Below are 26314 nucleotides of genomic sequence, written 5' to 3'. Positions count from 1 at the left end.
AGATTATTTATTATTTAAAAAAGAGTTAATGGTTTTCTCCAATCCTTCCTTGGCGGTCAAGGGCAACTCTTCAATGTTCAGCGCTTTCTTTATTTTTTCATTTGATACCAACAAATTACTCGTCAACTTTTTAAGCCGCTTACTATTCAGAGGAATAGATAATCTATCTCCAAACCTAGCAATTGCTTTAACAAGTCCCTTAGGTAGAACGATATTAGGGACATTCTTATTGGTTACTTTCTTTATAATGTTTATGATTTCTATTGTAGAGATGGGTTCTTCATCCGCGATATGATATATACCAGACTCCAATTTATCTGGATTTTGAATGATTTGTTGAATGTAAAAGCAAAAATTATCAATCGATATAAATGAACGTTTATTTTCAAAAGAAGATAGCGGATAAGGAATACCCCGGGAGATTAACTTATATAGCAATTTTAAATTTCCTTTATCACCAGCTCCATGAACCATCGGTGGTCGGATAATGATGATTTTTTTATCATTAGGTAAAGGCTGAGACAATAGCCATCTTTCTGCTTCACGTTTTGATTTCCCATACCACGATTCGGGAGAGCAAATATCGTTTTCCTTTAATTCTTTGTTAGATTCATATTCTTCAATAGCTGAAATAGAACTAATATGTACAAACAATTTAGCCTCAGAATTAATAAAATTCTTGAAAATATCTTTTGAAATCTCGACATTTACATTAAAAAAATCTTCCTTTGTAAAATTTCCCGAATGATCATGGGCTTTACCGATTAGGTTAATAACACTTTCGCAATTTATAACTTTAGATTTCCAATCGTTTTCTCTGTAAGAAATACCTATACAAGAGGGTAGGCTTGCAATAAGACTACTTCCTATAAAACCCGAATTCCCAAAAATTCCTATTAATCTATTTGTTGAAATACACATACACCACAAGGTTAAATTTACACTAACAAGAGTATATTTTCTTAAATTTTTATAGCCAAACTTGCTACTCATTAATTACTCATACAAATAAGCTATAAATCATACAATTACAAACATTAATTCTGAAGAGCAAAACAAGAAGAACTATTTTTTCCAACTTACCTTATTCAAATAATTTCGACCTGTTATGGGATTATTGCTGTTGAAAATGTTATAACCACTAGAAATTGCGTAATTGTATTTCTTGTAAGATGAAGTTTTGTTGAACTGTAAATTTATATCTGTTTTATCATAGAAGTCTCCCGCTAATTCAATAGAAATATTACATTCATTTATAACATTATTTTCAATATTTATTAAGGATTGCCATACCCCCCCTGTATTTACATATATTCCAGAATTCAAATTCTCAATTGTATTGTTATTTACATCTGCATTAGACATATATATATTAACACCATTTGAAGAGACATTTCTCACCCCTTTAAGGATATTATCTGATATCGTTATTTTCTTATAAACTTTTGTTTTTGAATTCTGATTATTTACCTCAATTGCTGCATTATGATTCTTCAACGAACTTACTTCAATTTTATTTTTCTTAACGATGATATTATTCGCATCTTGAAATATTTTAATTCCTGTCCCTTCACCACTGTTAAAAATCCTATTATTTTCAACCGAAACATTTTCACAAGATTCTATACTAAAAATTGAAGTAGTGGGGATTAAAGCCTTAGATCTGTTATAAATTACATTATTAAAAATTTCCACATTTCTCACAAGTCCATATTTTGCAATTTGGAAACTATCCAAAGCTATTAAAAACAAACATCCGTCGTCATTGTTATAAATTACATTGTTTTTAATTATTATGTTGTAACTACCTTCTACAATATCTATTCCCGAGTCTCTTCCCGACAAACAATAATTATCTTCAATTGTTACATCATTACTGTTCCAAACTCCAATTGCATCGAATCCATTGGTGGTAATCCTACATTTACGTATTCGCACGTTGTAGGTTCTATTGTAAAAATTATCTGGCGCATCGGTTGCAATTGAAATAGTAGATCCTTCCATAGCGTCCTTGCCGTTTATTCGATTTTTCCTGTTTCCGTTTAAAAAAAGACTTTCAATTTCAACATTATTTCCCCTAATTGCAATAAAATGATTTTCGGAGCTTGTAATATTTATTAATTCGCTGCTACTCCCATCACCTACTAGCTTTATATTCGAAGGAATTATAAAAGACGTGGTTTTATATTTTCCTTTAGGAAAATATAAAGTGCCTCCTCCTTTCTGTGCTAAAAACACAATAGCATTTTTTATTGAAACAGTATTATCAAAAATATTATCTCCCTTGCCACCAAAATTAGTAATATTAACTTTTGGCTCTATTAATATTGTGCTGTTGTAAATATTAAGCTTAGCATACCCCGTTAATGAAAACAATATATAAGCGGATATACCTACAAAAGCGATTATTATATTTTTACGTAAACACATAATATAAAATGGATATTAGCCATAAATAGATCATAATTAGATGACGAATTAAACGTTTCTTAATCGTCCTGAATATTTTTTAATATTGAATTTAACTTTTTGATATAATTATCCCAAGTATAATTATTTTTAATTAACTCCTTCCCTTCGCTTTTCATATAATCCAGATTTAAATCTCCAACGGAAAGCTTATTAATGATATCAGCTAAATTATTTGGTTTATCTTCTACTATAAAATGTTTATCATTTTCACCGCCTATAATTGGTCTAGCGGCGTAACTACTAATTATATTTATTGTACCCAAAGCCATGCTTTCCAAAATTTTATTTTGTATTCCGCCACCATTTTGCATAGGGGCTATTACAACTAAACTCGACTTTAAAATAGTGAACGGATCATCAACGAAACCTAAAACTTTGACATTCTTACGACGGTTTTGAATATCTAAGATTTTCTTTGACGGATTTGCACCAACTATCAATAGCTCGATTTTTTCATTAAGCTTATCTATCACATACTTATCAAACCATAAAATTGCATCAATATTGGGTTGGTAGTGCATCGCTCCTAGGAAAACGATCCTATTTTTAATAGTTGGAGTTTCACCGTATTCAAAAAGATTTTTATTAACTCCATTTGGAATCCACGTAATATTGTCAAAAACGCAACTTAGCATTTCTGATTCTTCTTTATTTACTAATATTACATGCCCTACTTTTAAACAAACATCATCTTCTTCCTTACGCAATCTATTAATCTCTAAACTATAAATAACCTTATAAAAAAAGGAAGAGGTTGTTCTTAAGGATTCAGCATAACTCTTTGATAATAAATCTACCATATCAAATATTACCTTCTTTTGATCAACCAAATCTCTATAAGAAGATGTCCTAATCATATTAAAAATATAAGCATCAAATCTATGACCGTTTTTTTTAATATACTTCCGTGCAGCTCGACTTCTATATAAATGTACTTGAATTGGTTTAAAAGAAAATACGGCTAAGAAAAGATTTAAGATCTTTTCAAAAAATCCTACTTTAAAAAGTTTAATAGGTATTTTATAACTTTCAAAATATCTTGCATCAACGGGTTTATCATTAAGCTTAATTACCACTACTTCTATATCATGGTTTAATTTTAATAAATCAATAAGATTATATGTTTTAATCCTAAAACCATTATTGGGAGGATAAGGAAAATCAGGAAGGATTATTTGTATTTTCATTATTTAATATTTGTAAAAAATCTACAATTTTAGCCTCAATCTGAGTTTCTGAAAATCTCTTAACATTCTTGTAGCCAGCAATAACCATCTTCTCCCTAATATCAGCATCATTCAATACTTCTATTATTTTTAAAGACAATTCCTTAGAATTTAACGGATCAAAATACATAGCAGCTTCGCCACCAACCTCTGGAAGACAAGAAGAATTACTAGATATTACAGCAGTTCCGTTGTTCATCGCTTCAATAAGAGGAATTCCAAAGCCCTCCTTAAAAGATGTAAATACAAATATTTGAGCCCTTTTATACAATAATTTTATAGCTTCATCTGATAAATATCCTAAAAACTCTACCTTATCAGCAATGCACAATTCATCGCAGATTAATTTGAATTCTCTAAGCGAATTTACATTCCTTATTCCAACAATTTTTAACTTAAAATTATCCTTAATATCATTAGGTAGTAGTGAAAAAGCCTTTATAAGAGTCTTTGTATTTTTATAATCAGGCTCTCCTCCTAAATGAAAAATATAATTTTCTTTTTTTTCGGTGTTAGCTGTTGTAAGTTCTATTGAATTTGGAATAACAAATATTTTATTATTATCAATTCCGAATTTTTTTACAATTTCAACTTTGGAATATTCTGATACAGTAATTACATGATCAAAATCCTTAATAATTTTGGGTAAAATGAATTTTCTATAGGCTTTGCCGATTTTCTGCTTGAACGTTAAATTATCGCCAAAATTATCAAAAAAAATTAAATCATGAACGATTAATATTTCAGTAGAATTTTTCCTCCACCTCCATATTGGAGCTGTATTATATGGATATATATATAAGCCTTTATTTTTATATAGAAAACAAGGAAGAGAAAACTGTTCCCAAAGGATATAGTTAGAAAATCCAAAAGAGATTGATTTATGATCTTTTAAATTCTTTGTCAAAAGACCTTTAACCACAAACCCTTTAGATTCGAGTGTCTTGCGGAAAAAATTAATATACTTCCCCATTCCTCGAAATTCACCAACAGAAAAGTTTGCATCATAATAAATATGCTTTTTAATATTATCGAACATATTATCTTTTTAAAAACAACTTTTTAAGAATCACATACATAACTAAAACAAATACAATATTCATTAACCCTTCGGGAATATTATTTCGTAAAAAAGCATAACACCCATTAAAGAAAATCAAATACAGACCCATAAAGTCCTTATCTCCTATTACATACTTTAAGTCCAAATAAGCAAATAGGGTACCAATAAACATCATTATTAAAAAAGAAAAATAAATTCCAAAATTTAAATAGAGATCACCGAAAAGTGTTGGGGGTACCATAAACCCACTTTTAAAAGAGTCCTTATCCGTTATCTGAGCGTAATACGCAGTGGTATTACCGGGTTTGCTTGGGTAAAAACTTCTAGGGATAGGCTTGAATAATATAGGCAAAACAATAGTTTTTCCAAACTGATATTCAAACCTCCCAAGTTCTAAATTATTTACTATTTTAGAATACGCTATAATAGGTGAAAATTCAGCATACACAGTAGTTAATGCACTCATAGAAGAGGTATTGCCACTCAACTTCTTTTCCCGTAAATTTCCTATTTTTACTACGACCAATATAAGTGCAAAAAAAACAATTAATCCTTTAAAAACTAATTTAACAGAAAATTTACTTCCATGCTCGAATGTATATATTAATAACAAAGTTAAAATTCCAAATGCGAAAGCATTCCGAGAAAGCGAGATAAGAGGAATTATAAGGAAAGGTATAGACAGAAAATAATAATTAATTTTAACTTTTAAAATTATACAATGTCTAATATATAGGGCCACCCCTGCTATGATTGAACTTGTTGTGAAGGATCCTAAAATTGTTTCTAAACCAGAAGAGGAACTTTCTGTACCATATGAATTTATAGTATCTGCCATTGAGTGACCAGAAAAATATGATCCAACTCCAATTGACAAAATAGAATATAATGTCAATAATAATTTTAAGGTTAAAAAAAATAATAAAACATGTCGAATTTTTCTTAACCCCAAAAAACTGACTCCTTTATATTCAAGTGATTTTAATCTTATTCTCTTTTTTTTGACTAAAAAATTAATCGTATAGCCTATCATAAATGAAAAAAAATAACCTATACCATGGTACGTAAGATCTATTTCATTAGGAAAAAAGAAACTTCGGGAAAAAACAAATAATAAAAGCGTGTAACAGATAAATATATTCCTTAAGGTCAATAAACTGGTAAAATTTATTCCCAGGACAAAAATAATTGAAACATATATTAATGAAGTATTTACTTCAAAAATTAAAGAGAAGAAAATAAGGATAAAAATAAAAATTATTTTCAATAATAAATAACTCAGTCTATCTTGCATTTGGAAGAAGTCTACTACCAATCATGGCTTTACTTATGGATGTGATATTTTTAAATTGCCCCCTGCGAATCCTATTTAAAATAACTAAAATAAAGGAGAGATAATACAATGGTAAATAGAGTGGGTAAAACTTTTTGCAAAATAAAATTTTACTACGGGTAAAATGATAGTCTGAAAAGGGGCTGGCTAAACTAGAAGTAATATTGTCCTTTGTACTAGCGCCCTCTTTATGATAAACTAATGCTCTAGGACAAAATTCTAATTTATAGCCTAATTGGTTCCCCCTTAAAGTCCAATCAATCTCTTCAAAATACAAAAAATATTTATCATTTAAGCCGCCTACATCTTGGATATATGATTTACTGACGAACATCGAAGCTCCGGCTACATATGAAAAATCACTCCCTTTATATTTCAACGTATCCAAACTATTTGCTGGAATATTGGCACCAATCTGTTTTGGGAAACCAAAATACTTATTAAATCTCCACCCGATAGACTGTATTGAATTTCTATCATAATAATGGATCAATTTCGATCCAATTATCCCGACTTTAATTCCTTCAGCCTTCTTAGTCTCGTATGAATCAATTAACTCATTCAAGATATTTTCGTCGACAATTGTATCATTATTGAGTAGCCATACATATTCACAATCTGATTGTTGAATCGAAAATCTTATACCTAAATTATTGCCGTAAGCAAACCCTCCATTCCGATCACTCTCAATCAACACCACTCTATTATTTGCTTTCATATTCGAAAGCTCCAACATTGAAACAAATTGTATATTTGTACCTAATTTACTTGCTAGTTCATCAATCGTATGAGTAGTGGACTTATTATCAACAATGATTATGCGGAAATCCTTGTTACTTAAGCCCTGTAGACTTTTAACACATTCTATCGTATCATCGATCCCATTATAATTTAATAAAATAATATAAGTGGCCATTTAAATATTAATTAGATTTTAAAACCCAATCTTGTAAATTTCTCAATTTCATCCTACTCTCCAACTCGCGAAATAGACTTGCGTTCCTTATGCTCTTACCAGGTTTTAGATTCTTATTGAAGTCTACATACTTTAAATAATCATAACCTAGATCATTAAAATCACCTATTTTTTCACATTTGACTATGGGTACGATTCCATAATTTAAATATTCTACCATCTTAGTGGGATTTGACACTCTATTCACATCGATGTCATCTCTTAATAAAAATCCGTAATGAGCCTTCTCATAATAAGCTCCTAATTCACTAGGAGCTACGCTTTTTAAAACTACTTTTGACTTTTTGATCGAATAAAATTTCAGTTTATGTTCAAATCCTTTTAAATCACCTGTTAATACTGTATAATTTATTAATTCGTGATCATTGGCTTCCATAGTTTTCAACATTAAATCGATATTCTGCCATTTTTGAAGATTGCCACTATATATGACCTCCAATTTATCTTGTTCACCAATATATAGGTTTACGTTTGTTTTAATTGAAGGCAATATATAATATACAAAATAATCAATATTCATTTGGGGATATTTGTGTAAATAATGTGATTTCATGGCATTAGTTACACAAATAACCTTAGTAATCTTAGAAAACGTAATTTTTTCTAACAAGCTAAAAATTACGAATTTTCTTGAACCATTAAATCGTAATTCCTCTGGAAAAATCCCATGAGCATCAAGAACAAATTTTCGACCTGGACATACAATGAAAGCTGGCCAAACGTTGAATATCCCCATGAGTGAATGAGAATACACTACCCTTGCTTTTATTAGAATGTTTAAAATAATGAAGAAATGAAAAAAAGTATTCAACTTATAAACGATAACATTCTCAGTGGGTGAAAATTTCCTTTTAAATAAAGAAAATTTATAAGAGCTATCAATATAAACCCTCTCTAAATTTTCAAATTTTTGATCAATATGCTTGACCCTCTGAATCATTCCATCCTTGGAATTAAGATCATTAGGGTAAGGGGAAAGGAAAACTAAAGACATTTTATAAAATTAACTATTCTACTACCAGCTAAACCATCACCATAGGGATTATGCAACTTACTCATTTTCTCATATATACCATGATCTCCTAATAAAACATCCACTTCATTCACTATTTTTGCTATATCCGTCCCAACTAAAATCACTGTTCCTACCTCTACCGCTTCGGGTCGTTCTGTTCTATCACGCAAAACCAGAACTGGCTTCCCTAAGCTTGGAGCCTCTTCTTGAACACCTCCTGAATCAGTAATTATTAAATATGACCTAGACATTAACCAAACGAATGCTGGATAGGATAGTGGATCGATTAATTTTAGATTTTCAATTCCTGATAATATTTCATAAACGGGTCCTTTTACGTTAGGATTCAAATGTACGGGATATATAATTTGTACATCCTTATACTTACCCGCAATTACTTTTAGTGCTTCACAGATATTGCTAAAACCCTGACCATGATTTTCTCTTCTATGCCCAGTCACAAGCACAATCTTTCTGGATGTATCAACTATATGTTTTAATTCATTGATTTCCTCATTCTCAATATCTTTTACCCGTTCTGAACTTTCCAGTAATGCATCAATAACAGTGTTTCCAGTTACAAGGATGTCTTTTTCATTTATATTTTCTTTTAATAAATTCTCCTTAGCCTGGATAGTTGGGGCAAAATGGTAATCTGCTATTCGACTTGTCAATTGCCTGTTAATCTCCTCAGGAAAAGGTGATAATTTATTGAACGTTCTTAATCCCGCCTCTATATGACAAACCTTAGCTCCCGAGTAAAATGCTGCAATACTCGTTGCCATCGTCGTGGTAGTATCACCGTGCACATAGACATAATTAGGTTTAAATTCTTCTAATACGTCCTTTAAACCAACAATTATACTAGCGGTTAAAGAATATAAATTCTGATCTGATTTCATAATATCTAGATCATAATCTGGAACTATTTCAAAAAAATCCAATACCTGATCCAGCATCTCTCTATGTTGAGCTGTTACACATACCCTTGTTTCAAAATGCGAGTCGTTCTTAAACTCTTTAACTAAGGGTGCCATCTTTATTGCTTCTGGTCTTGTACCAAAAACTATCAAATTCTTAATCATAATTATACTTTAAAAAACCTCTTTATCAATTTAATCTTACTAAAAAAAAATGAACATCGAAGTTTTGTCTTTTTTAAATCACATGAGGTTAACGTAGTTTCAGACACAGCCTTTAATATTTTATCAACAACAATATCAATAGTATGATTTTTTAAATAATATTGACGAGATAAATTCCCAATAACCTCTAAATCGTCATTATTAATATTTAAGATAATATTTTCAAATGACAGGGCGTTTTCATTTACTATTGTAAATGGAGTACCGACAGAGAAATATTTCGAATTATATATCCATTTAAATCTGTTAACGGCCCCAACTTCCTGATCCATGAGATCAACTAATACGACAGGTTTTCCCATACTTGCCAATTCTAATGACGAGGTACCCATTGCAAAAAAAACATCGACTTTATTGTTCGCATACTCTGTTAACTCATCGTCTAACAGAGTATTTATTAATACCATAGAAAAGTTGTCAGTCGTATTAACTTTTGATAAATTTACGCGTTCCTTCCCGTCTCCTATAATATGAAAAACAATTTTAATGTTTTTGTTTTGTTCACAGAACTTCTGTATATGACTAATAATATTTTTTACTGTATAGATTTTGTCCTTATCGAGTCTGCCCAACCATCCCAAATTTACTTCCTCTTCATTGATTTTTCGTGTGCCCCCCTTTCTAGCTGGACAAAAAATTGGAGTAAAATCATCTACAGTGGTCTTAAACTTAAAAGTTTCTTGTTGATAATATAAATTACTTCCGTCCATAAACGTCAATCCGTTTTTGCTAAGCAGAAAATCAATGTCTTTACCATATCTATCCATTCTCGGATTCGAAAAAAGACTATATTTATGATTACTCACTATAGCGTCTTTAAGGCCAAAAGGATGGATAGACCAAAAATATAATTTAAAAAGACCCCTCAAATAATTGTTAACTTCAAATATATTTGATAGCGGTGTTATCACTACAGTATTATAATTAATAGCTATTTTCTTATGATCGCAGAATTCGATAATATCAATATCTAATCCATTTGATTCAATTCTACTCTTAGCAAATCCATCTCTGTAATCAATATATTTAACTCTTACCGATCCTAACTTCGACACTTGCTCTGCCAATCGCAAGAAAAGAAACTCAGCCCCCCCAACAGTTTTACTGGGATAAAAAAATGTTATACTATCCATCTATCTAAATAATAGGTCTCGGTAGTAAAATACCATAAACATACAGTATAAAAAATAATTAATTGCAAACGCAATTGTAGCACCTAATGTGCCTATTGAATTTATTAACACTAAAGATAATACAACATATATAATTGAAAAAAATATTTCGGAAAATATATAAATTTTTAAGTTGGCTTTTGCCAACATTACATATGCTAATATAAATGCTGAAATTTTAAAAACATCACCTACAAGTTGCCACAAAAAAAGATACCGCATCTCATAGAAATCTTTTGAGTACAAAACATGTATTATAAAATCTCGCATTATAAAAATAAGCGCAGCGCTAAATATTGTAAATGGGAGTACAAGCCTATAACCATTTTTAATTTCACACTTTAATTCTTTTCCATCTATTTTTGCAAGCTTTGGCAGATAATAAGTAGCAAGAGCAGTGTTAAACACTAATAAATATGCATCTGAAATTCTTAACATCCCTTGCCAAATACCGGCTTGCTGAGTATTTTCGTAATATACTATACTATTTCTAATTACAATCTGTGCTACCGGGGCAGTTAACGCAGCCACCATAGCCATAATACTAAATTTTGATAAGTTCTTTGCAATTGAATAATTAAAATCTGCTTTAAACAAACTAAATTTCAAGTCAGTTTTATACCAGATGATTCCCAAAGTTAAAAAGAAAATAACCGATTGCACTAAAATCATAGATATTAGGGCACCTTTTACATTATACTTGAATACTAAGATAATAGTTAATAAAAGTCCAAATACACTTCCAATTATATTTACAAAAGAATAAAGAGGTATCAAGCCTTTTCCATTTAAAATCGAAATTAACAAGGTATTTAAGGAATACAAAATAACTGAAGCTCCAAATCCAACTATAATCAAATTATACTCGTTAGATGCAAAAACTAATCTTGAAAACAGATCGGCTCCAAGTATAAGAACTGCACCTATAAATATTGATGCATAAATTGATATTTTTAAAGAAGTACTAAAAAGTTCTTTCGTTTTTGTAACATCCGAAGAGTACTCAGAAGTATATTTCACAATTCCGTTAGTTATACCTCCGTTTGCAAAAGTTGATATAATTGCAATGAAATTCACAAACGCACCAACAGCAGCAACACCAGCAGGCCCAATAACACTTGCAACAACTTTAGTTGACACAAATCCAGTAATAGTTTTCACAACAGTAATTAAACTGGAAAATAAAGCTGTTTTAACTAATCTCATTAATATTTATTAATCAATTCTATTATTTTTGAAATATCAACCTCTGTCATAATAGGACTAATAGGGAGACTCAATACCTCATCATGAAGCTTTTCCGAGATAGGATAACTCAAATTATTCCATTCTCTATAAGCTTCTTGCTTATGGGGCGGTGTCGGATAATGAATCAAAGTTTGAATACCATTTTCAGATAAATATTTTTGCAATTCACATCTATTCTCACAAAGAATAACAAAAACATGCCAAACATGCTCATTTTTATCTAATGGACCTATTGGCAAAATAATCTTTTCATTGATTATCTCATTAATATATCTTTCAGCAATAGTTCTCCTAATTTCGTTTTCTATATCTATATACTTAAGCTTTATATCTAAAACAGCAGCTTGAATTTCATCCAACCTAGAATTCAGTCCCTTGTAAATATTTACATATTTTTTATTCGAACCATAGTTCGCCAAAGCTCTAATTGTTTCAGCAAGATCGTTATCCTTACAAGTCACAGCTCCTGCATCTCCTAAAGCACCTAGATTCTTCCCTGGATAAAAACTAAATCCTGCTGCATCACCTAATGCTCCTGTTTTAATTCCTTTCCATTCAGCCCCAATAGCTTGCGCATTATCCTCAATTATCTTTAAATTTTTACTTTTTGCTAATTCCCTTAGTTTCTCAGAAAAAACCACTCTTCCGTAAAGATGGACGATCAATATTGCCCTAGTTTTATCTGTAAATAATGCCTCAATTTTATCTTCATCAATATTGAATGTGTCTTCAACAGGTTCACAGAGGACTGGAACTAATCCATTATCGGAAATTGCCAAAATAGAAGCAATGTAAGTGTTTGAAGGTACGATTACTTCATCTCCTTGCTTCATCACGCCTAACTCAATATATGCTCTTAGAATAAGACGTAATGCGTCTAATCCATTTGCAACGCCAATAGCATTTTCGACTCCAGTGTATAATGCTAGATTTTTTTCAAATTCCTTAATTTCATTTCCTAAAAGATACCAACCACTCCGAAAAACTCTTAAAAGAGCACTTTCTATTTCTGATTGATATTGCATGTTTATTCCATGCAGATCTAAAAATTTAATCATATTATATTTCTTCTAATTTGTAAGCAACCCCATTTTTATCCTTAAAATCGAGATCTAACAGAATCCCTTCTTTCGTTACATACCCTTTGTGCCTTGCAGGGTTCCCATAATATACGTGAAAAGGGGGAACTGAAGTTGTTACCACTGATCCCGCCCCAATAAATGCAAACTTACCAATCGTGTTTCCTGCCACAACAGTTGAGTTAGCTCCAATTGATGCACCCTCACAAACTAATGTACGATCAAATCTTTCGGGATATTGTTTTGATCGAGGAACTTGATCGTTCGTAAATGTCACATTGGGTCCAATAAACACATTATCTTCTAAATCGACTCCATTCCAAACTTGAACACCAGATTTAATAGTAACATTATCGCCAATTACAACATCGTCCTCAATGAATACATTAAAGTTAATATTACAGTTTTTACCAATTCTTGCCCCGAAGAGAATGACCGAGTATTGCCAGACAAAAGTATCTTCACCAATTTTATCCGTTTGAACATCGGCAGTAGGGTGGATTTTAATCATTTTGAATATATTCTAAATAGTTATTATAATCTCTAATATAATCTGATTCTGAATAAGTATGAGAAGCTAAAACCAAACAAATTGCCCCAGAAGAAAAATTCATCTCACTTGCCCAAACCCCTGGAGGAATATGCAAACCTACATTAGGTCTATTGAGAAATATCTGTCTCTTATATTTTCCATCATTTAACTGAACTTCGAAACTTCCGCTTGCGGCTATTAGAAATTGGTGGCATTCCTTATGAGCATGCGCCCCCCTACTCTCCCCACCCACGATATCAAATAAGTAAAAAACTCGTCTAACAGGAAAGATGAAGTTATCATTTTCTAAAACAGTTATATTACCTTGGTCTGAATTGATTTTTCCCAAGTCAATTACAGCGCAGTCAAATACATTGGGCTTATTTTGCATTTCCAATCAAATTTCTAAATTCCTCAAAATCTCTTATATAATCACCTTCATCATATATCTTATCCGAAACAATTAAGGCTAGGGAATTAGTTGAAAAATTATCAATTTTTCGCCACATCATTTTTGGAATATACAAACCATAGTATGACCTATTCATCGAATAGGTCTTTTCTTCTTTCCCATCATTTATAGTAATATCAAAACTACCTGATAACGCAACAATAAACTCTTGTTGTTCTCTAAAAGCATGGCTTCCTCTTACATCACCACCAGGCACATCGTAAATCCAATATGATCGGTCAATGTTAAATGGAATTTGGTTTTCATTTTCGAAAAAAGATAAATTCCCTCTTTTATCAAGAATCTTTGGTAACTGGATAATTCTCTCCTGATCCATAATATTTAATTAGACTTTTCTTTATATATGAATAATAATCTCCCTTCAAAACTTTAATACGCTCTGTGACATTTGATGATTTTATCCAATCTTGTTTTATAGCAATTTCTTCTAAACAGGCTATTTTAAGCCCTGTTCTCTTTTCAATAGCCTTAACAAACTCTGTTGCTTCCGTCAATGATTCATGGGTTCCTGTATCAAGCCAAGCGTGACCTCGCCCCATTTGCTGCATTTTTAGTTTTTCAGTCTTTAAAAATGCTTGATTTACTGATGTTATTTCTAATTCTCCACGGCTTGAAGGCTTAACTTTCTTTGCAACATCTACTACAGCATTGGGATAAAAATATAACCCTACAACTGCATAATTTGACTTCGGATTTTCAGGCTTTTCTTCAATACCCAGCACTTTTCCATCTCCATCAAATTCAGCCACTCCATAACGTTCTGGATCATCTACATAATACCCAAAAACCACAGCATTCTTATTCATTTCCACTTCATTGACTGAGTTTTTAAGTAAATCTACCAAACCGGCACCATAAAAAATATTATCCCCCAATACGAGGCAAACATCATCCTTTCCGATAAACTTCTCACCAATAATAAACGCTTGGGCTAATCCATCTGGAGAAGGCTGTTCCTCATAAGAAAACTCAACTCCAAATTGAGATCCGTCACCTAACAGTCGCTTAAAATTTGGAAGATCTAAAGGTGTAGAAATTATTAATATCTCTCGTATTCCGGCTAACATTAAAACCGAAATTGGATAGTAAATCATCGGTTTATCATAAATCGGCAACAATTGCTTCGAAACTGCTATTGTCAATGGGTGTAATCGTGTACCGGAGCCGCCGGCGAGTATTATTCCTTTCATTCGTGATCTAATTAAAGCGAATTTTCACAAATTAATGCGAATTACGCATGTTTACTATTAACGATTCTTTTATATGTCAATGACGACTGTCCAAAATTAATCAATATCCCAAGCTTCTTATTTGTTGCTCGTAAATAATTTAATAATTGCTTATTGAACGCTTCCGCCAAAAAGTTAACTGATTTAATCTCTAAAATTATATCCTCAAAACAAATAAAGTCTGCTTTAAAATACTTACTCAACTTTTGATCTTCATAATATAAATCTAGTTTCTTTTCTTGCTCAAAAGGAATCCCCCCCTTCTTTAACTCTTTAGCGAGTACTTCTGAATAAACTGACTCCAAAAAGCCTGCTCCTAAATTCGAATGAATTTTCATACAGATACCTATGATCTGAAAGCTTTCATTTTTATAGACAATCTCTTTATTCATCGCTCAACTAAATTAGCTTAAATTTGCAAGCATAGCTTGCAAACTATCTTTCCACTTTGGAACTTCTACTTTAAATGTACGTTTTATCTTTGATTTATCTAGCAACGAGTACTTTGGACGCTTTGCGGGCGTTGGATATTGACTCGTAGGAATCGGATTAATTTGACAATCCAGTCCTTTTATTTCTCTAATCGCCGTAGCGAAGTCATACCAGGATATTTCCCCTTCGTTGGAGTAGTGGTAAAGCCCTCCTACCCAATCCTCACCTTCGATGATATCGACAATAGCCTGAGCAAGGTCTTTGGCATAGGTTGGTGAACCGATTTGATCGTTAATAACGGAGATTTCGTCTCTTTCTGTCATCAAGCGGATCATGGTCTTGACAAAATTATTGCCATAAGTCGAATACACCCAAGAGGTACGAATCACAATACTCTCCGCATGCCATTTCAGGATCGCTTGTTCACCTTTTAGCTTAGTCAAGCCATAGGTATTGATAGGATCTACAGGCGCGTCTTCGGTTAGCGCTACATCCGAATTACCATCAAAGACATAATCTGTTGAGATGGCAATCAATTTCGTACCATGCAGCCTACAGTATTGGGCTATCTCTTCGGAAGCCAAATGATTAATCGCATCGGCAAGTACGCCCTCTGATTCGGCCTTGTCTACAGCTGTATAAGCTGCTGCATGGATGATCAAATCGGGTTGGTACATTCCTAAGATCTCCTGAATGATCGCAGTTTGGTCTAAAGGGAGTTGTTTGCGGTCCAAGAAATAGGTTTCGTATCTTGAATCGCTTTCAAGTATATCTCTTAATTCTGAACCGAGTTGGCCATTAGAGCCGGTTATTAATATCTTCATATCAATTTATCTTTGTCCTCTATGCCGGACAGGCATCCCACTTTGTATCGGCAAAGTGGTCAAACCTCGTCGCTTGATATTTTTGAATGTATGGATAGTGAAACTGCTGCTATTTTCAAAAATATAGGCGACATTTTTAATTTGCACAGCCTGAGCTTTTATCTCACTCTGTAACTTATAACTGTGTCACTTTATAACTCTGTCACTCGTAACTCTTTTAAACTCGGCGAATGATTGTGCTTCTTTGTCTTTATCAGACAACAGCATCTCCTCTATCGGAATTTGCCAGTCTATTGCTAAATCTGAATCTAGTGGGTATACGCCACACTCGGATTCTTTGTTATAGTAATTATCGCATTTGTAAAAGAACGTTGCTGTTTCGCTCAACACCACAAATCCATGCAGGAAGCCACGTGGAACGAACAATTGCAGGTTGTTTTCTGCAGATAGTCTAACGGCTTCGTATTGACCGAAAGTCGGAGACTCTGGTCTGGCATCGACCGCTACATCCAACACTTCACCATCCAATACACGCACCAACTTAGCCTGAGCATGCTCACCCGACTGCGCATGTAATCCACGAAGCACTCCTTTCGTAGAAAACGATTGATTGTCCTGCACAAAATGCGTGTTCGTGCCAGTCACTTCATTGAAAGTCATTTCATTAAAGCCTTCCATGAAATATCCTCGGCTATCACCGAATTTTGCGGGTTCTAATATGTAACAGCCTTTTAGACTGGTTTCTGTGATTTTCATTACAAAGTTGTGGAGTTATCTTGTTAACAAGTTATATAGATTAGTTATATTGTTTTGAATAGTAGCTCTGATACTCTCCTGAGGTTACGTTGTCTAACCAGATTTGATTATTTAAGAACCAATCGATTGTGATCGACAAGCCTTGTTCGAAGGTGACGGATGGTTGATACCCTAGTTCTTGGTTGATCTTCGTAGCATCGATAGCGTAGCGCAAATCGTGCCCTGGTCTATCTTTTACAAACGTGATCAATTGCGCCGCTGTACCTACTGCTCTTCCCAACTTCTCGTCCATCTGCTTGCACAATTCTTTAACCAGATCAATATTTTGCCATTCGTTAAAGCCTCCTACATTGTACGCATCACCTGTTTTGCCTTGATGGAATACCAAATCAATAGCCTTGGCGTGGTCGATTACGAACAACCAATCGCGGGTAAACTTTCCATCACCGTAGATAGGTAGTGGTTTATTGTTTAATATATTATGAATACAAAGCGGAATTAGTTTCTCTGGAAAGTGATTCGGGCCGTAGTTATTCGAACAGTTTGTCAGTACTACTGGCAAACCATACGTATCCTGATATGCGCGTACGAAATGATCCGAAGAGGCTTTTGATGCCGAATAAGGTGAATGTGGATCATAAGCCGTTTCTTCGGTGAATAATCCCGTTTCACCCAATGTACCGTACACCTCGTCCGTAGATACGTGGTGGAAACGTTTGCCCTCAAAATTGTCCTTCCAAATCTCACGCGCTGCATTCAACAGGTTCACGGTCCCGATAACATTCGTCATGACAAATGCTAGCGGATCCGATATTGAACGGTCAACATGCGATTCTGCCGCTAAGTGTATCACCCCGTCGGGCTGATACGTTTGAAAAACCTCTAAAATATGCTTCGCATCGGTAATATCCGCCTTTACAAAGGTATAGTTCGGTTTATCTTCTATATCCTTTAGGTTCTCCAAATTACCGGCATAAGTCAACGCATCTAGATTGACAATGCGATATTCTGGATATTTATTTACGAACTCACGCACTACATGCGAGCCTATAAAGCCAGCTCCTCCCGTGATTAATATTGTTTTATGCATATGTCTTAATCCAATAGTTTTGATTGATGCTTTTCTAGCATGTTATATATTTTCTTTACATCCTGTGATTTTTCTTTCTGCACCATCAAAAAGGCATCACTGGTACAGACAAAAATGGTATTCTTCAGACCAACGAAACCCGCAAATTTATCCGTACCGATCACAATATTTCCATTTTCATCTTTGGAATAACCCGTAGACACTAAATAATCGTACAACGCTTCAAAAGATCCCAGATCGGACCACTCAAACTCGGTAGGTACTACCCTGATTTTTTTTGAACGCTCCATAACGGCATAATCAACAGAGATAGAAGGAATTTTTAAAGATAGCTCTTCATCCAACTTTCCATCTACCGCAGATTCCCATGCTAACTTAGCAGCATCATAAACAGCTGGCTCATATTTTTTCAGTTCTTCCAAAAATACGGAGGACTGAAAACAGAACATACCTGAATTCCAAAGGAAGGTACCTCGCTCGATAAAATCTTCAGCCGTATCTTGATTGGGTTTTTCACGAAAAGATTTAACCTTGTCGCCCTCAAATTCGATATACCCATAACCTGTTTCTGGACGTGTTGGCTGTATTCCAAAAGTGACAATAAAACCTTCCTTAGCCTTAACAATGCCCGCACTCATCGCCGATTGATAAGTCTCGTCTCCTGAAATCATATGATCAGACGGCGTTACTATCAGTACATCCTCTGGATTTACAGCGAGAGCGGCAAAGGCTATAGCAGCAGCCGTATTTCTTGGCGTTGCTTCTACTATACTGCGGTATGGTAATCCGCCAGTAAGCATTGCTTTATCGCTCAAATGGGCGTTATCCTTATTTCCGACGACAATCACTTCGTCTGCAATTTTTGCATTGCGCTGAACAGTCAAGCCAAATAAAGATTGTCCATTAAATAGATCTAAATATTGTTTTGGTTGTTGCTTGCGGGACAAAGGCCATAATCGGCTGCCTATCCCTCCTGATAATAATACGTGTACTACGCTCACTGTAATTTCCTAGTTTTAATATTTATTCACGATAAACCTTATTTGTAGATTTCTCCGCTACGGTTCCCGAAAAGTCGGGACACAGCAAAATGACGAAAAATAGGCTTGTTCGTTTTTGAACACTACCCCTTTCCGTTCTTCAGATTCTCTTTGTCTGCTACTATCTTGCGCAATCCCGAACTTGAAAAACGGTGATCTCTACTGTTATAATAAAGTTCAATACCCTTATCTATACAATACTGCTTTCCTGTAAAATCACGATCCGCATACTCGTCGCCCACAATACGTACATCCAATTTGAAAGAACGTAAGATATCTTCTAAATCCTGTTCGGTCGAATAAGGCACAATCTCATCGACATACTGGCAACCTCGCAATTGAATATAACGCTCAACGACGGTTTGTGTTGGTGCATTCTTCTCCGGACGATCCAGTGTAGGGTCCATCTGTAATCCACAGATCAAATAATCACATTGACGCTTTGCCTCGGCCAGCATCATGATGTGCCCGGCATGTAACAAATCGAAAGTCGAGAAGGTAATTCCTACCCGAGGGCCTGGATTGTAGTCTTTGCGCGGATTTGCGGATTCGTTTAATTGCTGATTCGTTAATTTGCTCATTTGCGTATTCGTTTTATTTGCGTTATCCCGATTCACTTCGTTCATCCCCGATTGCGTCGGGACAAGCGGGACTTCACTGCGTTCAGTTTGCATTATTCATTTATTCTCCAATAGCCACCGGTTTTCCTGCTCCCTCTTCGCTCTATCAAACCTTTCTCCATCAACTGTGCTATCTGTCGTTCAATAGTTTTTAGTGGACGCTCACCTAACCTTTCAACCAAATCCTTTGCTTGTATTCCTGAGTTTTCTGTTATTACAGACAAAACAGCTTTTAATCCCTCATTTAATCCCTCATTTAATCCCTCATTTAATCCCTCATTTTCTCCTTCAATAAAGCCGATCTGTTCTTTTACTAAAGGATCTATAAGTTGCGCACTCGGAAAACTCATCCGTATATAATTGTCTGAAAACTTAAAACATGACCTGCCGTAAGATCGCAATATTCTCGGTATGCCTGACCCTAACTGTTCCACCAATTCGATATCACGAAAAATGCGCATAATCTCTTTGCTTCGGGGAATGGAAACACCTTCAAAAAATTCATCTTCGGAAATTCCTAAGGGAAGCCCGCCGTAAGAAGTAATTTCAAAACGATCGCTAAAAAACTCAAATTTAGGCGCTAATTCATACGTATAATCATTGTGGACCAAAGCGTTAATAATGGCTTCGCGCAGGGCGACCTCATCCCACTTCCTTTTCTCTATTCGTTCTTTGGAAGTAATCCTCATAAAAGTCAGATTCTCCACATCTACTCGATCCAAAACTTGCTTGGTAGCTTTTATCAAAGACCCGAATCCATACTCCTCACTTTGTATCAAATCGACCCTATCAGTACCTTGGTATCGTGCTACTTTTACCGAAACCGTATTATTATCCGCCATCAAATAACCAACATAATTATACGCCCCTTCTTCATTGAGCAATTCCAAATTTTTGGCGAACTGCTCATTAAGTTCAATCCCTACAGAATCGTAATAGATACGCAGTTGCTGAAATTTCAGATCTTGCTTGTGCGACCTGATTTTTCCAATGGAGTTGCGCGTCCGCTTGGCAAACAAATCCTCTATCATTCGGGCAGACATCGGTTCGGATGCGCTTCCTAAACGAATGAAAGCTCCTTTTTCGGACAAACCGTACTTTTTGATGTAATAAGGCCTCTCTTGTCCGCTGGCTACGATAATCTTGATAACGTCTTTTTCATCTTTTGTTTCTTTCACGACATCAAACAAGCCTAAACAGGACGGAACAATGTTATTTCTAAGTCTATCTTTGACCTGCAATTGTACCTCATCCGCCTGAGATATACCCACTGCCTTTCCGACAGGGTCAATCCCGAGATAAATAATCCCACCACCGGTATAATTCAAAAACGCAACCACCTCCTTTTCGAGCTGATCGGTAAGCTTTTGTTTGTATTCTATACGGTTAGTTTCCATTATTAATGTTTGTCTGCTTATCCCGATAATCCCCGACAATCTCGGGACACGCGGGACTTCACTTCGTTCAGTTTGCTTATTTACTATACAATATTATTTTAGAACGTATCTGTTCTGGTGCTTCTAAGTATAAACTCACTTTTTTATCCAACAGTTTTTCGGCTTTCTCTGCTGCCTGCAATAAATATGCCGAATCTATATTTTGCCCTGTTACCAACACTTCAATATGTCCCGAATCCAGTCCTTGCGCATAGTCGCCCAATAGTGCAACTTGCTCTACATCTCCTGCCCGATCCAGTACCTGATCGACAATCTGGTCGATACCTAAAAAATGGTGGATTAGTCCTTGCAATGAACCAAACAAGGCATGTTTATTATTCGCTCGGTAGAAAACCTTTTGCTCACCTTCCTCGCGCACTAAATACCCCGCATCGGTCAATTGATTAAGCTCCTTGCGAATAGAGTTGGTTGATTCATTAAATTCTTCGGCAATCCCCCTTAAGTACCCGCGATTGCTCGCAGAAACAAAAAATTTAATCAATAACTTGAGTCTCGTCTTCGACGTAATCAATGATTGCAACATTGGCTAATAGTGTTGAGTCACAAAAGTACTCGTAATAAATTAAAAATTCAAAAATAAAAGAAAAAAACAGGGAGAAATTGATGAGTTAGATAGTTAAGAGGGTTGATAAGGTTTAGAGGGGTAATAAATTTAAAGGGTAGCAACAGGCTGCGGCGTGGATGATGAGATTTTATTTAATTGCTTATGTGGGTATTCCGACTTCTTTCCGACTATGCCGGGACAAGCGGGACTTCGGTAAGTTCCGTGCGTTTATTCGTTTATCTTCCAGTAGCCTCCTTTTGCAGGACCAACGTACTCTACCCGATTTTCAACTTTTAATTTTTCTATATCTCTAATAATAGTTCTTTTCGTTACCCCTAATAAGTCGGCAATCTCTTGTGTAGTAGTTGAAGGCTTTTTCTGCATTATACCAACGATATTCCTCTCACGCTTTTCGGTGACATTTTCGGTGACATTTTCGGTGACATCTGATTTTGATTTATTGAGCTTCTCATTAAACAGGACAACCCGGAAGCCTCCGGAAAATTCTTCAAAGACGGGAGCAACCACACCATAATCTTTACAAATTTGCTGTACGCGATGGATCCCAGAGCCGTATCGTTCGATCAGACCTACTTCTTTAAAGGCTTTTGCTATTAATTTATTCCGCGACTTCGAGCTGTAATTGCCGCTCAATAAATCTTCTATAGTGATACCTCCAAACAATTTACCTGGATTAAAAAATTCGATTCGGTTATCAAAAATCTTGATTACACTACCCGAACTTTCGCGGTAGTCGCGGTGCACGATCATGTTGATGACAATCTCTCGGATAGCATCCAAAGGATAGTCAAACCGCTCTGTACGCTGGGGCTCGCCCGTAATGATGTATTCCACCATCAGGTGCTTCTTAATAAAAGCAATAATCTCATCCACCTCCGTGAAAAGATCGGCATTCAAAGAAATGGAATCGATAATGGTGATATTGCTCTTGAAACGCCCTACCTGTACATCGCTGATCAGACAATAGTCTGTCGCGAATAGTAGATAAGCGCCAAAAGTAAGTTTCCCTTCGCGGAGCATCTCCATTTTGGTTAAAAAATCGATTGGGGTATAGGGTATCTTATTGTCTGTCCGCTGCTCCAAACGATGAATAAAACGGTTGACTTTATCTACAGAGATGTCATCTAAAGAATGATTGGGATCTATATAAAAGTCCCAACTGGTGTTGATGGTCTTTAAATGCTCAATCAATATAACATTGCCCCCTAGCATTGACTCACAAAAGTAATCGTAATAAAATTAAAAAGGAAAAAGAAAAAGGATGATAGGGGTGAAAGAGTGAGGAGTGAGGAGTGACCAGAGATGAGGGGCTAGGGATGGGTAGATCACATAAAAATGGTAATAAAACGAAAAGAGACGCTCTTTCGAGCATCTCTTTCAAAAAGATATGTCTTTCTTTTGTTTAGTAAGCTACGCGAACGTTAGTTGCGTTAACTCCTTTTTGTCCGTTTTCTACTTCGAATGTTACGCTATCGTTTTCACGGATGTTGTTGATCAAACCTGTTGAATGTACGAATACGTCTTGTCCACCGTTTTTTGGTGTAATAAAACCAAATCCTTTTGTCTCGTTAAAGAATTTTACTGTTCCTTCTTGCATTGTATTAATTATTTATTAAAAAATTTTGTTACATCAGGCCGCACCATTAAGTCGTCATCGAACAACTTATATAACACTGTTTGCTGGCAAGAAAAAGATAGTGGTAATTTTAAGGTTCTTGAAAATATTCAAGTTTCGAAAACGTACGTATCATCAATTGATAACAAAAATAGCAGCTGGATATGCAAGGGATGAGAGAGGAGAAGAGTAAACTTAACAAGCTCAAAGATTGCTTAGGCAGAGCCTGATTATAAAACAAATATACACTTATTTTTTTAATATGCAAGGAATTATTGCTTTTATTTTTGATACATCGGCTGAGGCATCTGCTTTATCAGTTGCGCCACTTGATGTATCTTACGTATCATTTGATGTATCGTGCGGCCTATTTGATGAAACGCACGGGCTGTTTGATACATCGGCCAGCACATTTGATGCATCGGCCAGTCCACTTGATGTATGTTATGTATCATTTGATGTATCGTGCGACCTATTTGATGAAACGCCCGGGTTTTTTGATACATCGGCCAGCCCACTTGATGTATCTTATGTATCATTTGATGCATCGTGCGACCTATTTGATGAAACGCCCAGGTTATTTGATACATCGGTCAAGGCATTTGATGCATTGGCCAGCCCACTTGATTTATCTTATGTATCATTTGATGCATCGTGCGGCTTATTTGATGAATCGTGCAGGTGATTTGATAAATCGGCCAGCGCATTTGATGCATCAGCCAGCCCACTTGATGTAACGGCTGGCGCAAAAAGGAATCCTAAAACGAGATCTATATACCCAAAGTGGAGAATCTAACCACTACCTGTACAGCGTGTGTACAACGCCTGTACAATCTTGTACAATCTTGTCCAAAAAATCGACTAGCCCTGCTATTAAGCTCAAATTCGTAGTATGAACAGAACGAAAAAGCAGATCAGAGCACCGCCTTAATTAGTGACTAGTGATGAGTGATTAGTAATAAGTGACAGAGTGACTAGTGATGGGGTAAATAAGTAAACCAAGGACAACAAGTTAAACAGCCTAGGGCTTAATACATACAGCCTACGGCTTAAAAATTAAAATCATGAGAAGAGATAAAGTAAGAACAGATTATACAAATGTAAAGGATAGCGAGCTGGCTATCCTGGCGGGCAAGATTGCCGGATTTATGGAAGGCAATACAAATTTCAGTGCAGACATCAAACCGACGGCGGCGGAGCTTCTGGCGGCAGCCGAGGACTACCGTATCAAGCATGAGGTAGCGATAAATGGGGGCTCCTCGCACGAGAAAGAGCTCAAGAAAGCAGCTAAGCTGAAGCTTCGGGGCATGCTTACGCACCTCGCCCATATGGTCAATATAGAAGCCCAAGGGAATACGGTGGCGCTGAGCAGCACCGGCCTGATGTTTAACAAGCAGCCCACTGCGCTGCAGGAACCGGGGATCACGGACCGGATCATACTGAGGGATGGCCGCCTGACCGGACAGATGCGCGTGGATTTTGACAAAATATACAATGCTTACGAATATGAGGTACAGGTGGGCGAGATGGATAGTATCTCGGAGAAGATTGTATGGGACAAAACACACCTCACACCATCCAGCAGCAATACTATTATCGCTCCGCTGACACCTGGCACACGCTATTACGTACGTGTACGCGGCCGCAATAAGATAGGCACAGGCGATTGGTCAGATCCCGTATCGATGATCGTTCGTTAGCTCAAACTGAGTGACTCAGTAACGAAGTAACAAGGATTAATAATTAGGCGGATTTGCAGATCCGCCTACCTTATAAACTTTATCAACCTTATAAACAACATATCATGCAAACAATAACAAATAACGCTTCATGGCTGCTTCAAGGCACTATATCGTCATCCCGCCGTGTCCCGATGTTTTATCGGGGACCGCAGTGGAGGGATCTAAACACTATACAGAAATTAATGTTCGGCTCCCTCTTCCTAATCATCGGCTGGATCATGTTATCTACCGTATTGCAGCTGCTCGATCCCACCATCGGGGTACTCGATTTTGGCACCTTGACTATGCTGATCTTTGGGTTACTGGTCGGTTGGCTGGCGGTATATATCAGCATATGGCTGCAGGAGCTGCTATGGCATCCTTTTCAATCGTTTCGTAAACAGTTTGATCATCACTTTAATAAACTCTCATCATGGCAACAATGTATTCTTTATTTTTCGGTATTCTTTTTACTGTTGTATGCAGTATTGAAGGCGATAGAAGTGGTATTTTAGACTTTTTATTCTCGCTCAAGCCGCGAGGGGCTCATCTTTATTCCTTGATGAATAAAGATGCAAACAAATCAAGAACTTGGACACTTGGCCGATACCAAGTGCCCCGCCTGTCCGGTACAGAGGACAATAACAAGAATCAAACACTTCGTCCATCAATAATAGCTATTGCTTCTGCTGAGATAGGCGTAAAAGAAGCTACTGGCAACAACGACGGAAAGCGCGTGGAAGAATACCTCCGCTACACCGACCTGGGCAAAGGCTACGACTGGTGCGCAAGTTTCGTATCATGGTGTTATGGACAAGCGGGGTTAAAAGAGCCCTGCAATCCTTGGAGCCCGGCACTATTCCCGAAAGCTAGGGTGTACTGGAAACAAGGAAAGTTGCTTACAACCGATAGATCATCGCGTCGCCGCCAACTGACGGGTCCTCTCCGAAGTGAATTCCCGATTCTCGGGACAGGCGGAACACAGCATGATGAAGACAGAGTAGCAGCGAATGTCTTCGGTATATATGGTGCCAAGGCTAAACGTATCAACCACGTAGGATTGGTCAAGCAGGCATCAGGAGATTACCTAGTGAGCATCGAAGGTAACAGCAACAACCGGGTAGAATCCCGACGCAGACATCTCCGCACGGTACATGCATTAGCGGATTGGGTTGATGAGTGACGAGTGGCAAGTAACCCTGTACTTTATAAACTTTATTAACTATCTAACC

The 26314-nt window shown here is 35.7% G+C and carries 29 protein-coding genes; 4 read left to right on the top strand and 25 right to left on the bottom strand.

All coding sequences use genetic code 11. The features are described 5' to 3' along the window. Positions 1-3 precede the first annotated feature (3 nt). From G7B20_RS12455 to G7B20_RS12335, 25 genes are all read right to left on the bottom strand, one after another. Positions 4-993 carry an NAD-dependent epimerase/dehydratase family protein gene (locus G7B20_RS12455; RefSeq protein ID WP_240466009.1) on the bottom strand — a complete coding sequence of 330 codons (990 nt, stop codon included), beginning with the start codon at positions 991-993 and terminating at the stop codon, positions 4-6. 72 nt (positions 994-1065) lie between these two features. Then, the gene (locus G7B20_RS12450; protein ID WP_164111736.1) at positions 1066-2430 is read right to left on the bottom strand and encodes a right-handed parallel beta-helix repeat-containing protein; all 1365 of its coding nucleotides are present in this window, start codon (positions 2428-2430) and stop codon (positions 1066-1068) included. A gap of 59 nt (positions 2431-2489) precedes the next feature. Then, complete coding sequence (locus tag G7B20_RS12445; RefSeq protein ID WP_164111735.1) at positions 2490-3659, bottom strand: glycosyltransferase; 1170 nt, start codon at positions 3657-3659, stop codon at positions 2490-2492. Then, positions 3634-4737 (bottom strand): glycosyltransferase family 4 protein, encoded by a 1104-nt coding sequence (locus G7B20_RS12440; RefSeq protein WP_164111734.1) that lies wholly within the window; start codon positions 4735-4737, stop codon positions 3634-3636. The genes G7B20_RS12445 and G7B20_RS12440 overlap by 26 nt, the downstream gene beginning before the upstream one ends. A 1-nt stretch (position 4738) precedes the next feature. After that, positions 4739-6055, bottom strand: a complete 1317-nt coding sequence (locus tag G7B20_RS12435; RefSeq protein ID WP_164111733.1) for an O-antigen polymerase — start codon at positions 6053-6055, stop codon at positions 4739-4741. Further along, complete coding sequence (locus G7B20_RS12430; RefSeq protein ID WP_164111732.1) at positions 6045-7010, bottom strand: glycosyltransferase family 2 protein; 966 nt, start codon at positions 7008-7010, stop codon at positions 6045-6047. Before G7B20_RS12430 ends, G7B20_RS12435 begins: the two co-directional genes overlap by 11 nt. A gap of 7 nt (positions 7011-7017) precedes the next feature. Further along, a complete protein-coding gene (locus G7B20_RS12425) occupies positions 7018-8064 on the bottom strand; it encodes a glycosyltransferase family 4 protein (RefSeq protein ID WP_164111731.1) in 1047 nt (348 codons plus the stop codon). Continuing rightward, complete coding sequence (gene wecB, locus G7B20_RS12420) at positions 8055-9170, bottom strand: non-hydrolyzing UDP-N-acetylglucosamine 2-epimerase (protein ID WP_164111730.1); 1116 nt, start codon at positions 9168-9170, stop codon at positions 8055-8057. The genes G7B20_RS12425 and wecB overlap by 10 nt, the downstream gene beginning before the upstream one ends. A 2-nt stretch (positions 9171-9172) precedes the next feature. Further along, a complete protein-coding gene (locus tag G7B20_RS12415) occupies positions 9173-10363 on the bottom strand; it encodes a glycosyltransferase (RefSeq protein WP_164111729.1) in 1191 nt (396 codons plus the stop codon). Then, positions 10364-11608, bottom strand: coding sequence for an O-antigen translocase (locus G7B20_RS12410; RefSeq protein ID WP_164111728.1), 1245 nt, complete (start codon positions 11606-11608; stop codon positions 10364-10366). It lies immediately after the preceding gene. After that, on the bottom strand, positions 11608-12708 hold the full coding sequence (locus tag G7B20_RS12405; RefSeq protein WP_164111727.1) for a DegT/DnrJ/EryC1/StrS family aminotransferase: 1101 nt from the start codon (positions 12706-12708) through the stop codon (positions 11608-11610). Before G7B20_RS12405 ends, G7B20_RS12410 begins: the two co-directional genes overlap by 1 nt. Position 12709: 1 nt before the next feature. Beyond that, positions 12710-13240 (bottom strand): acyltransferase, encoded by a 531-nt coding sequence (locus G7B20_RS12400; protein WP_164111726.1) that lies wholly within the window; start codon positions 13238-13240, stop codon positions 12710-12712. After that, complete coding sequence (locus tag G7B20_RS12395; protein ID WP_164111725.1) at positions 13233-13652, bottom strand: sugar 3,4-ketoisomerase; 420 nt, start codon at positions 13650-13652, stop codon at positions 13233-13235. The genes G7B20_RS12400 and G7B20_RS12395 overlap by 8 nt, the downstream gene beginning before the upstream one ends. Continuing rightward, on the bottom strand, positions 13642-14049 hold the full coding sequence (locus G7B20_RS12390) for a sugar 3,4-ketoisomerase (RefSeq protein ID WP_164111724.1): 408 nt from the start codon (positions 14047-14049) through the stop codon (positions 13642-13644). Before G7B20_RS12390 ends, G7B20_RS12395 begins: the two co-directional genes overlap by 11 nt. After that, positions 14009-14923 (bottom strand): glucose-1-phosphate thymidylyltransferase RfbA, encoded by a 915-nt coding sequence (rfbA, locus tag G7B20_RS12385; protein ID WP_164111723.1) that lies wholly within the window; start codon positions 14921-14923, stop codon positions 14009-14011. The genes G7B20_RS12390 and rfbA overlap by 41 nt, the downstream gene beginning before the upstream one ends. A 41-nt stretch (positions 14924-14964) precedes the next feature. Then, entirely contained in the window at positions 14965-15354 is a 390-nt protein-coding gene (locus G7B20_RS12380; protein ID WP_164111722.1) for a GxxExxY protein, read from the bottom strand. 12 nt (positions 15355-15366) lie between these two features. Beyond that, positions 15367-16218, bottom strand: a complete 852-nt coding sequence (rfbD, locus tag G7B20_RS12375) for a dTDP-4-dehydrorhamnose reductase (protein WP_164111721.1) — start codon at positions 16216-16218, stop codon at positions 15367-15369. A gap of 186 nt (positions 16219-16404) precedes the next feature. Beyond that, positions 16405-16974 (bottom strand): dTDP-4-dehydrorhamnose 3,5-epimerase, encoded by a 570-nt coding sequence (rfbC, locus tag G7B20_RS12370; protein ID WP_164111720.1) that lies wholly within the window; start codon positions 16972-16974, stop codon positions 16405-16407. 40 nt (positions 16975-17014) lie between these two features. Next, positions 17015-18064: a dTDP-glucose 4,6-dehydratase gene (gene rfbB / locus G7B20_RS12365; protein ID WP_164111719.1), complete on the bottom strand. Its 1050-nt coding sequence runs from the start codon at positions 18062-18064 to the stop codon at positions 17015-17017. Positions 18065-18069: 5 nt separating this feature from the next. Next, complete coding sequence (locus G7B20_RS12360; protein WP_164111718.1) at positions 18070-19065, bottom strand: mannose-1-phosphate guanylyltransferase; 996 nt, start codon at positions 19063-19065, stop codon at positions 18070-18072. Positions 19066-19187: 122 nt separating this feature from the next. Then, the gene (locus tag G7B20_RS12355) at positions 19188-19778 is read right to left on the bottom strand and encodes an adenylyltransferase/cytidyltransferase family protein (RefSeq protein WP_240466008.1); all 591 of its coding nucleotides are present in this window, start codon (positions 19776-19778) and stop codon (positions 19188-19190) included. Next, on the bottom strand, positions 19778-21121 hold the full coding sequence (locus G7B20_RS12350; RefSeq protein WP_205600277.1) for an RNA-binding domain-containing protein: 1344 nt from the start codon (positions 21119-21121) through the stop codon (positions 19778-19780). The genes G7B20_RS12355 and G7B20_RS12350 overlap by 1 nt, the downstream gene beginning before the upstream one ends. Before the next feature lie 76 nt (positions 21122-21197). Beyond that, positions 21198-21704: an ArsR family transcriptional regulator gene (locus G7B20_RS12345; RefSeq protein ID WP_164111717.1), complete on the bottom strand. Its 507-nt coding sequence runs from the start codon at positions 21702-21704 to the stop codon at positions 21198-21200. A 249-nt stretch (positions 21705-21953) separates the two neighbouring features. Then, positions 21954-22958 (bottom strand): ATP-binding protein, encoded by a 1005-nt coding sequence (locus G7B20_RS12340; RefSeq protein ID WP_164111716.1) that lies wholly within the window; start codon positions 22956-22958, stop codon positions 21954-21956. A 190-nt stretch (positions 22959-23148) separates the two neighbouring features. After that, positions 23149-23343, bottom strand: coding sequence for a cold-shock protein (locus G7B20_RS12335; protein ID WP_079643937.1), 195 nt, complete (start codon positions 23341-23343; stop codon positions 23149-23151). Positions 23344-23623: 280 nt separating this feature from the next. Between G7B20_RS12335 and G7B20_RS12330 the strand changes: the two genes are divergently transcribed. The 4 genes from G7B20_RS12330 to G7B20_RS12315 all read left to right on the top strand — a co-directional run bounded on the left by G7B20_RS12330 (position 23624) and on the right by G7B20_RS12315 (position 26265). Continuing rightward, positions 23624-24046, top strand: a complete 423-nt coding sequence (locus G7B20_RS12330; protein WP_164111715.1) for a hypothetical protein — start codon at positions 23624-23626, stop codon at positions 24044-24046. A 379-nt stretch (positions 24047-24425) separates the two neighbouring features. After that, positions 24426-25061, top strand: coding sequence for a fibronectin type III domain-containing protein (locus tag G7B20_RS12325; protein ID WP_164111714.1), 636 nt, complete (start codon positions 24426-24428; stop codon positions 25059-25061). Between the two features lie 104 nt (positions 25062-25165). Then, entirely contained in the window at positions 25166-25597 is a 432-nt protein-coding gene (locus G7B20_RS12320; RefSeq protein WP_164111713.1) for a hypothetical protein, read from the top strand. Continuing rightward, on the top strand, positions 25516-26265 hold the full coding sequence (locus G7B20_RS12315; RefSeq protein WP_164111712.1) for a hypothetical protein: 750 nt from the start codon (positions 25516-25518) through the stop codon (positions 26263-26265). The genes G7B20_RS12320 and G7B20_RS12315 overlap by 82 nt, the downstream gene beginning before the upstream one ends. Positions 26266-26314: the final 49 nt, after the last annotated feature.

Origin of the sequence: Sphingobacterium sp. xlx-96, assembly GCF_011007365.1 — a bacterium.
Classification (GTDB): domain Bacteria; phylum Bacteroidota; class Bacteroidia; order Sphingobacteriales; family Sphingobacteriaceae; genus Sphingobacterium; species Sphingobacterium luzhongxinii.
The sequence above is the reverse complement of the archived record's forward strand: the minus strand, read 5'-3'. Positions and strand labels throughout refer to the sequence as shown.

Excerpts from the sequence above, each read along its gene's own strand:
- G7B20_RS12455 (WP_240466009.1), bottom strand. The coding sequence starts at position 993 with ATGAGTAGCAAGTTTGGCTATAAAAATTTAAGAAAATATACTCTTGTT.
- G7B20_RS12450 (WP_164111736.1), bottom strand. The coding sequence starts at position 2,430 with ATGTGTTTACGTAAAAATATAATAATCGCTTTTGTAGGTATATCCGCT.
- G7B20_RS12445 (WP_164111735.1), bottom strand. The coding sequence starts at position 3,659 with ATGAAAATACAAATAATCCTTCCTGATTTTCCTTATCCTCCCAATAAT.
- G7B20_RS12440 (WP_164111734.1), bottom strand. The coding sequence starts at position 4,737 with ATGTTCGATAATATTAAAAAGCATATTTATTATGATGCAAACTTTTCT.
- G7B20_RS12435 (WP_164111733.1), bottom strand. The coding sequence starts at position 6,055 with ATGCAAGATAGACTGAGTTATTTATTATTGAAAATAATTTTTATTTTT.
- G7B20_RS12430 (WP_164111732.1), bottom strand. The coding sequence starts at position 7,010 with ATGGCCACTTATATTATTTTATTAAATTATAATGGGATCGATGATACG.
- G7B20_RS12425 (WP_164111731.1), bottom strand. The coding sequence starts at position 8,064 with ATGTCTTTAGTTTTCCTTTCCCCTTACCCTAATGATCTTAATTCCAAG.
- wecB (WP_164111730.1), bottom strand. The coding sequence starts at position 9,170 with ATGATTAAGAATTTGATAGTTTTTGGTACAAGACCAGAAGCAATAAAG.
- G7B20_RS12415 (WP_164111729.1), bottom strand. The coding sequence starts at position 10,363 with ATGGATAGTATAACATTTTTTTATCCCAGTAAAACTGTTGGGGGGGCT.
- G7B20_RS12410 (WP_164111728.1), bottom strand. The coding sequence starts at position 11,608 with ATGAGATTAGTTAAAACAGCTTTATTTTCCAGTTTAATTACTGTTGTG.
- G7B20_RS12405 (WP_164111727.1), bottom strand. The coding sequence starts at position 12,708 with ATGATTAAATTTTTAGATCTGCATGGAATAAACATGCAATATCAATCA.
- G7B20_RS12400 (WP_164111726.1), bottom strand. The coding sequence starts at position 13,240 with ATGATTAAAATCCACCCTACTGCCGATGTTCAAACGGATAAAATTGGT.
- G7B20_RS12395 (WP_164111725.1), bottom strand. The coding sequence starts at position 13,652 with ATGCAAAATAAGCCCAATGTATTTGACTGCGCTGTAATTGACTTGGGA.
- G7B20_RS12390 (WP_164111724.1), bottom strand. The coding sequence starts at position 14,049 with ATGGATCAGGAGAGAATTATCCAGTTACCAAAGATTCTTGATAAAAGA.
- rfbA (WP_164111723.1), bottom strand. The coding sequence starts at position 14,923 with ATGAAAGGAATAATACTCGCCGGCGGCTCCGGTACACGATTACACCCA.
- G7B20_RS12380 (WP_164111722.1), bottom strand. The coding sequence starts at position 15,354 with ATGAATAAAGAGATTGTCTATAAAAATGAAAGCTTTCAGATCATAGGT.
- rfbD (WP_164111721.1), bottom strand. The coding sequence starts at position 16,218 with ATGAAGATATTAATAACCGGCTCTAATGGCCAACTCGGTTCAGAATTA.
- rfbC (WP_164111720.1), bottom strand. The coding sequence starts at position 16,974 with ATGAAAATCACAGAAACCAGTCTAAAAGGCTGTTACATATTAGAACCC.
- rfbB (WP_164111719.1), bottom strand. The coding sequence starts at position 18,064 with ATGCATAAAACAATATTAATCACGGGAGGAGCTGGCTTTATAGGCTCG.
- G7B20_RS12355 (WP_240466008.1), bottom strand. The coding sequence starts at position 19,778 with ATGCAAACTGAACGCAGTGAAGTCCCGCTTGTCCCGACGCAATCGGGG.
- G7B20_RS12350 (WP_205600277.1), bottom strand. The coding sequence starts at position 21,121 with ATGGAAACTAACCGTATAGAATACAAACAAAAGCTTACCGATCAGCTC.
- G7B20_RS12345 (WP_164111717.1), bottom strand. The coding sequence starts at position 21,704 with ATGTTGCAATCATTGATTACGTCGAAGACGAGACTCAAGTTATTGATT.
- G7B20_RS12340 (WP_164111716.1), bottom strand. The coding sequence starts at position 22,958 with ATGCTAGGGGGCAATGTTATATTGATTGAGCATTTAAAGACCATCAAC.
- G7B20_RS12335 (WP_079643937.1), bottom strand. The coding sequence starts at position 23,343 with ATGCAAGAAGGAACAGTAAAATTCTTTAACGAGACAAAAGGATTTGGT.
- G7B20_RS12330 (WP_164111715.1), top strand. The coding sequence starts at position 23,624 with ATGCAAGGAATTATTGCTTTTATTTTTGATACATCGGCTGAGGCATCT.
- G7B20_RS12325 (WP_164111714.1), top strand. The coding sequence starts at position 24,426 with ATGAGAAGAGATAAAGTAAGAACAGATTATACAAATGTAAAGGATAGC.
- G7B20_RS12320 (WP_164111713.1), top strand. The coding sequence starts at position 25,166 with ATGCAAACAATAACAAATAACGCTTCATGGCTGCTTCAAGGCACTATA.
- G7B20_RS12315 (WP_164111712.1), top strand. The coding sequence starts at position 25,516 with ATGGCAACAATGTATTCTTTATTTTTCGGTATTCTTTTTACTGTTGTA.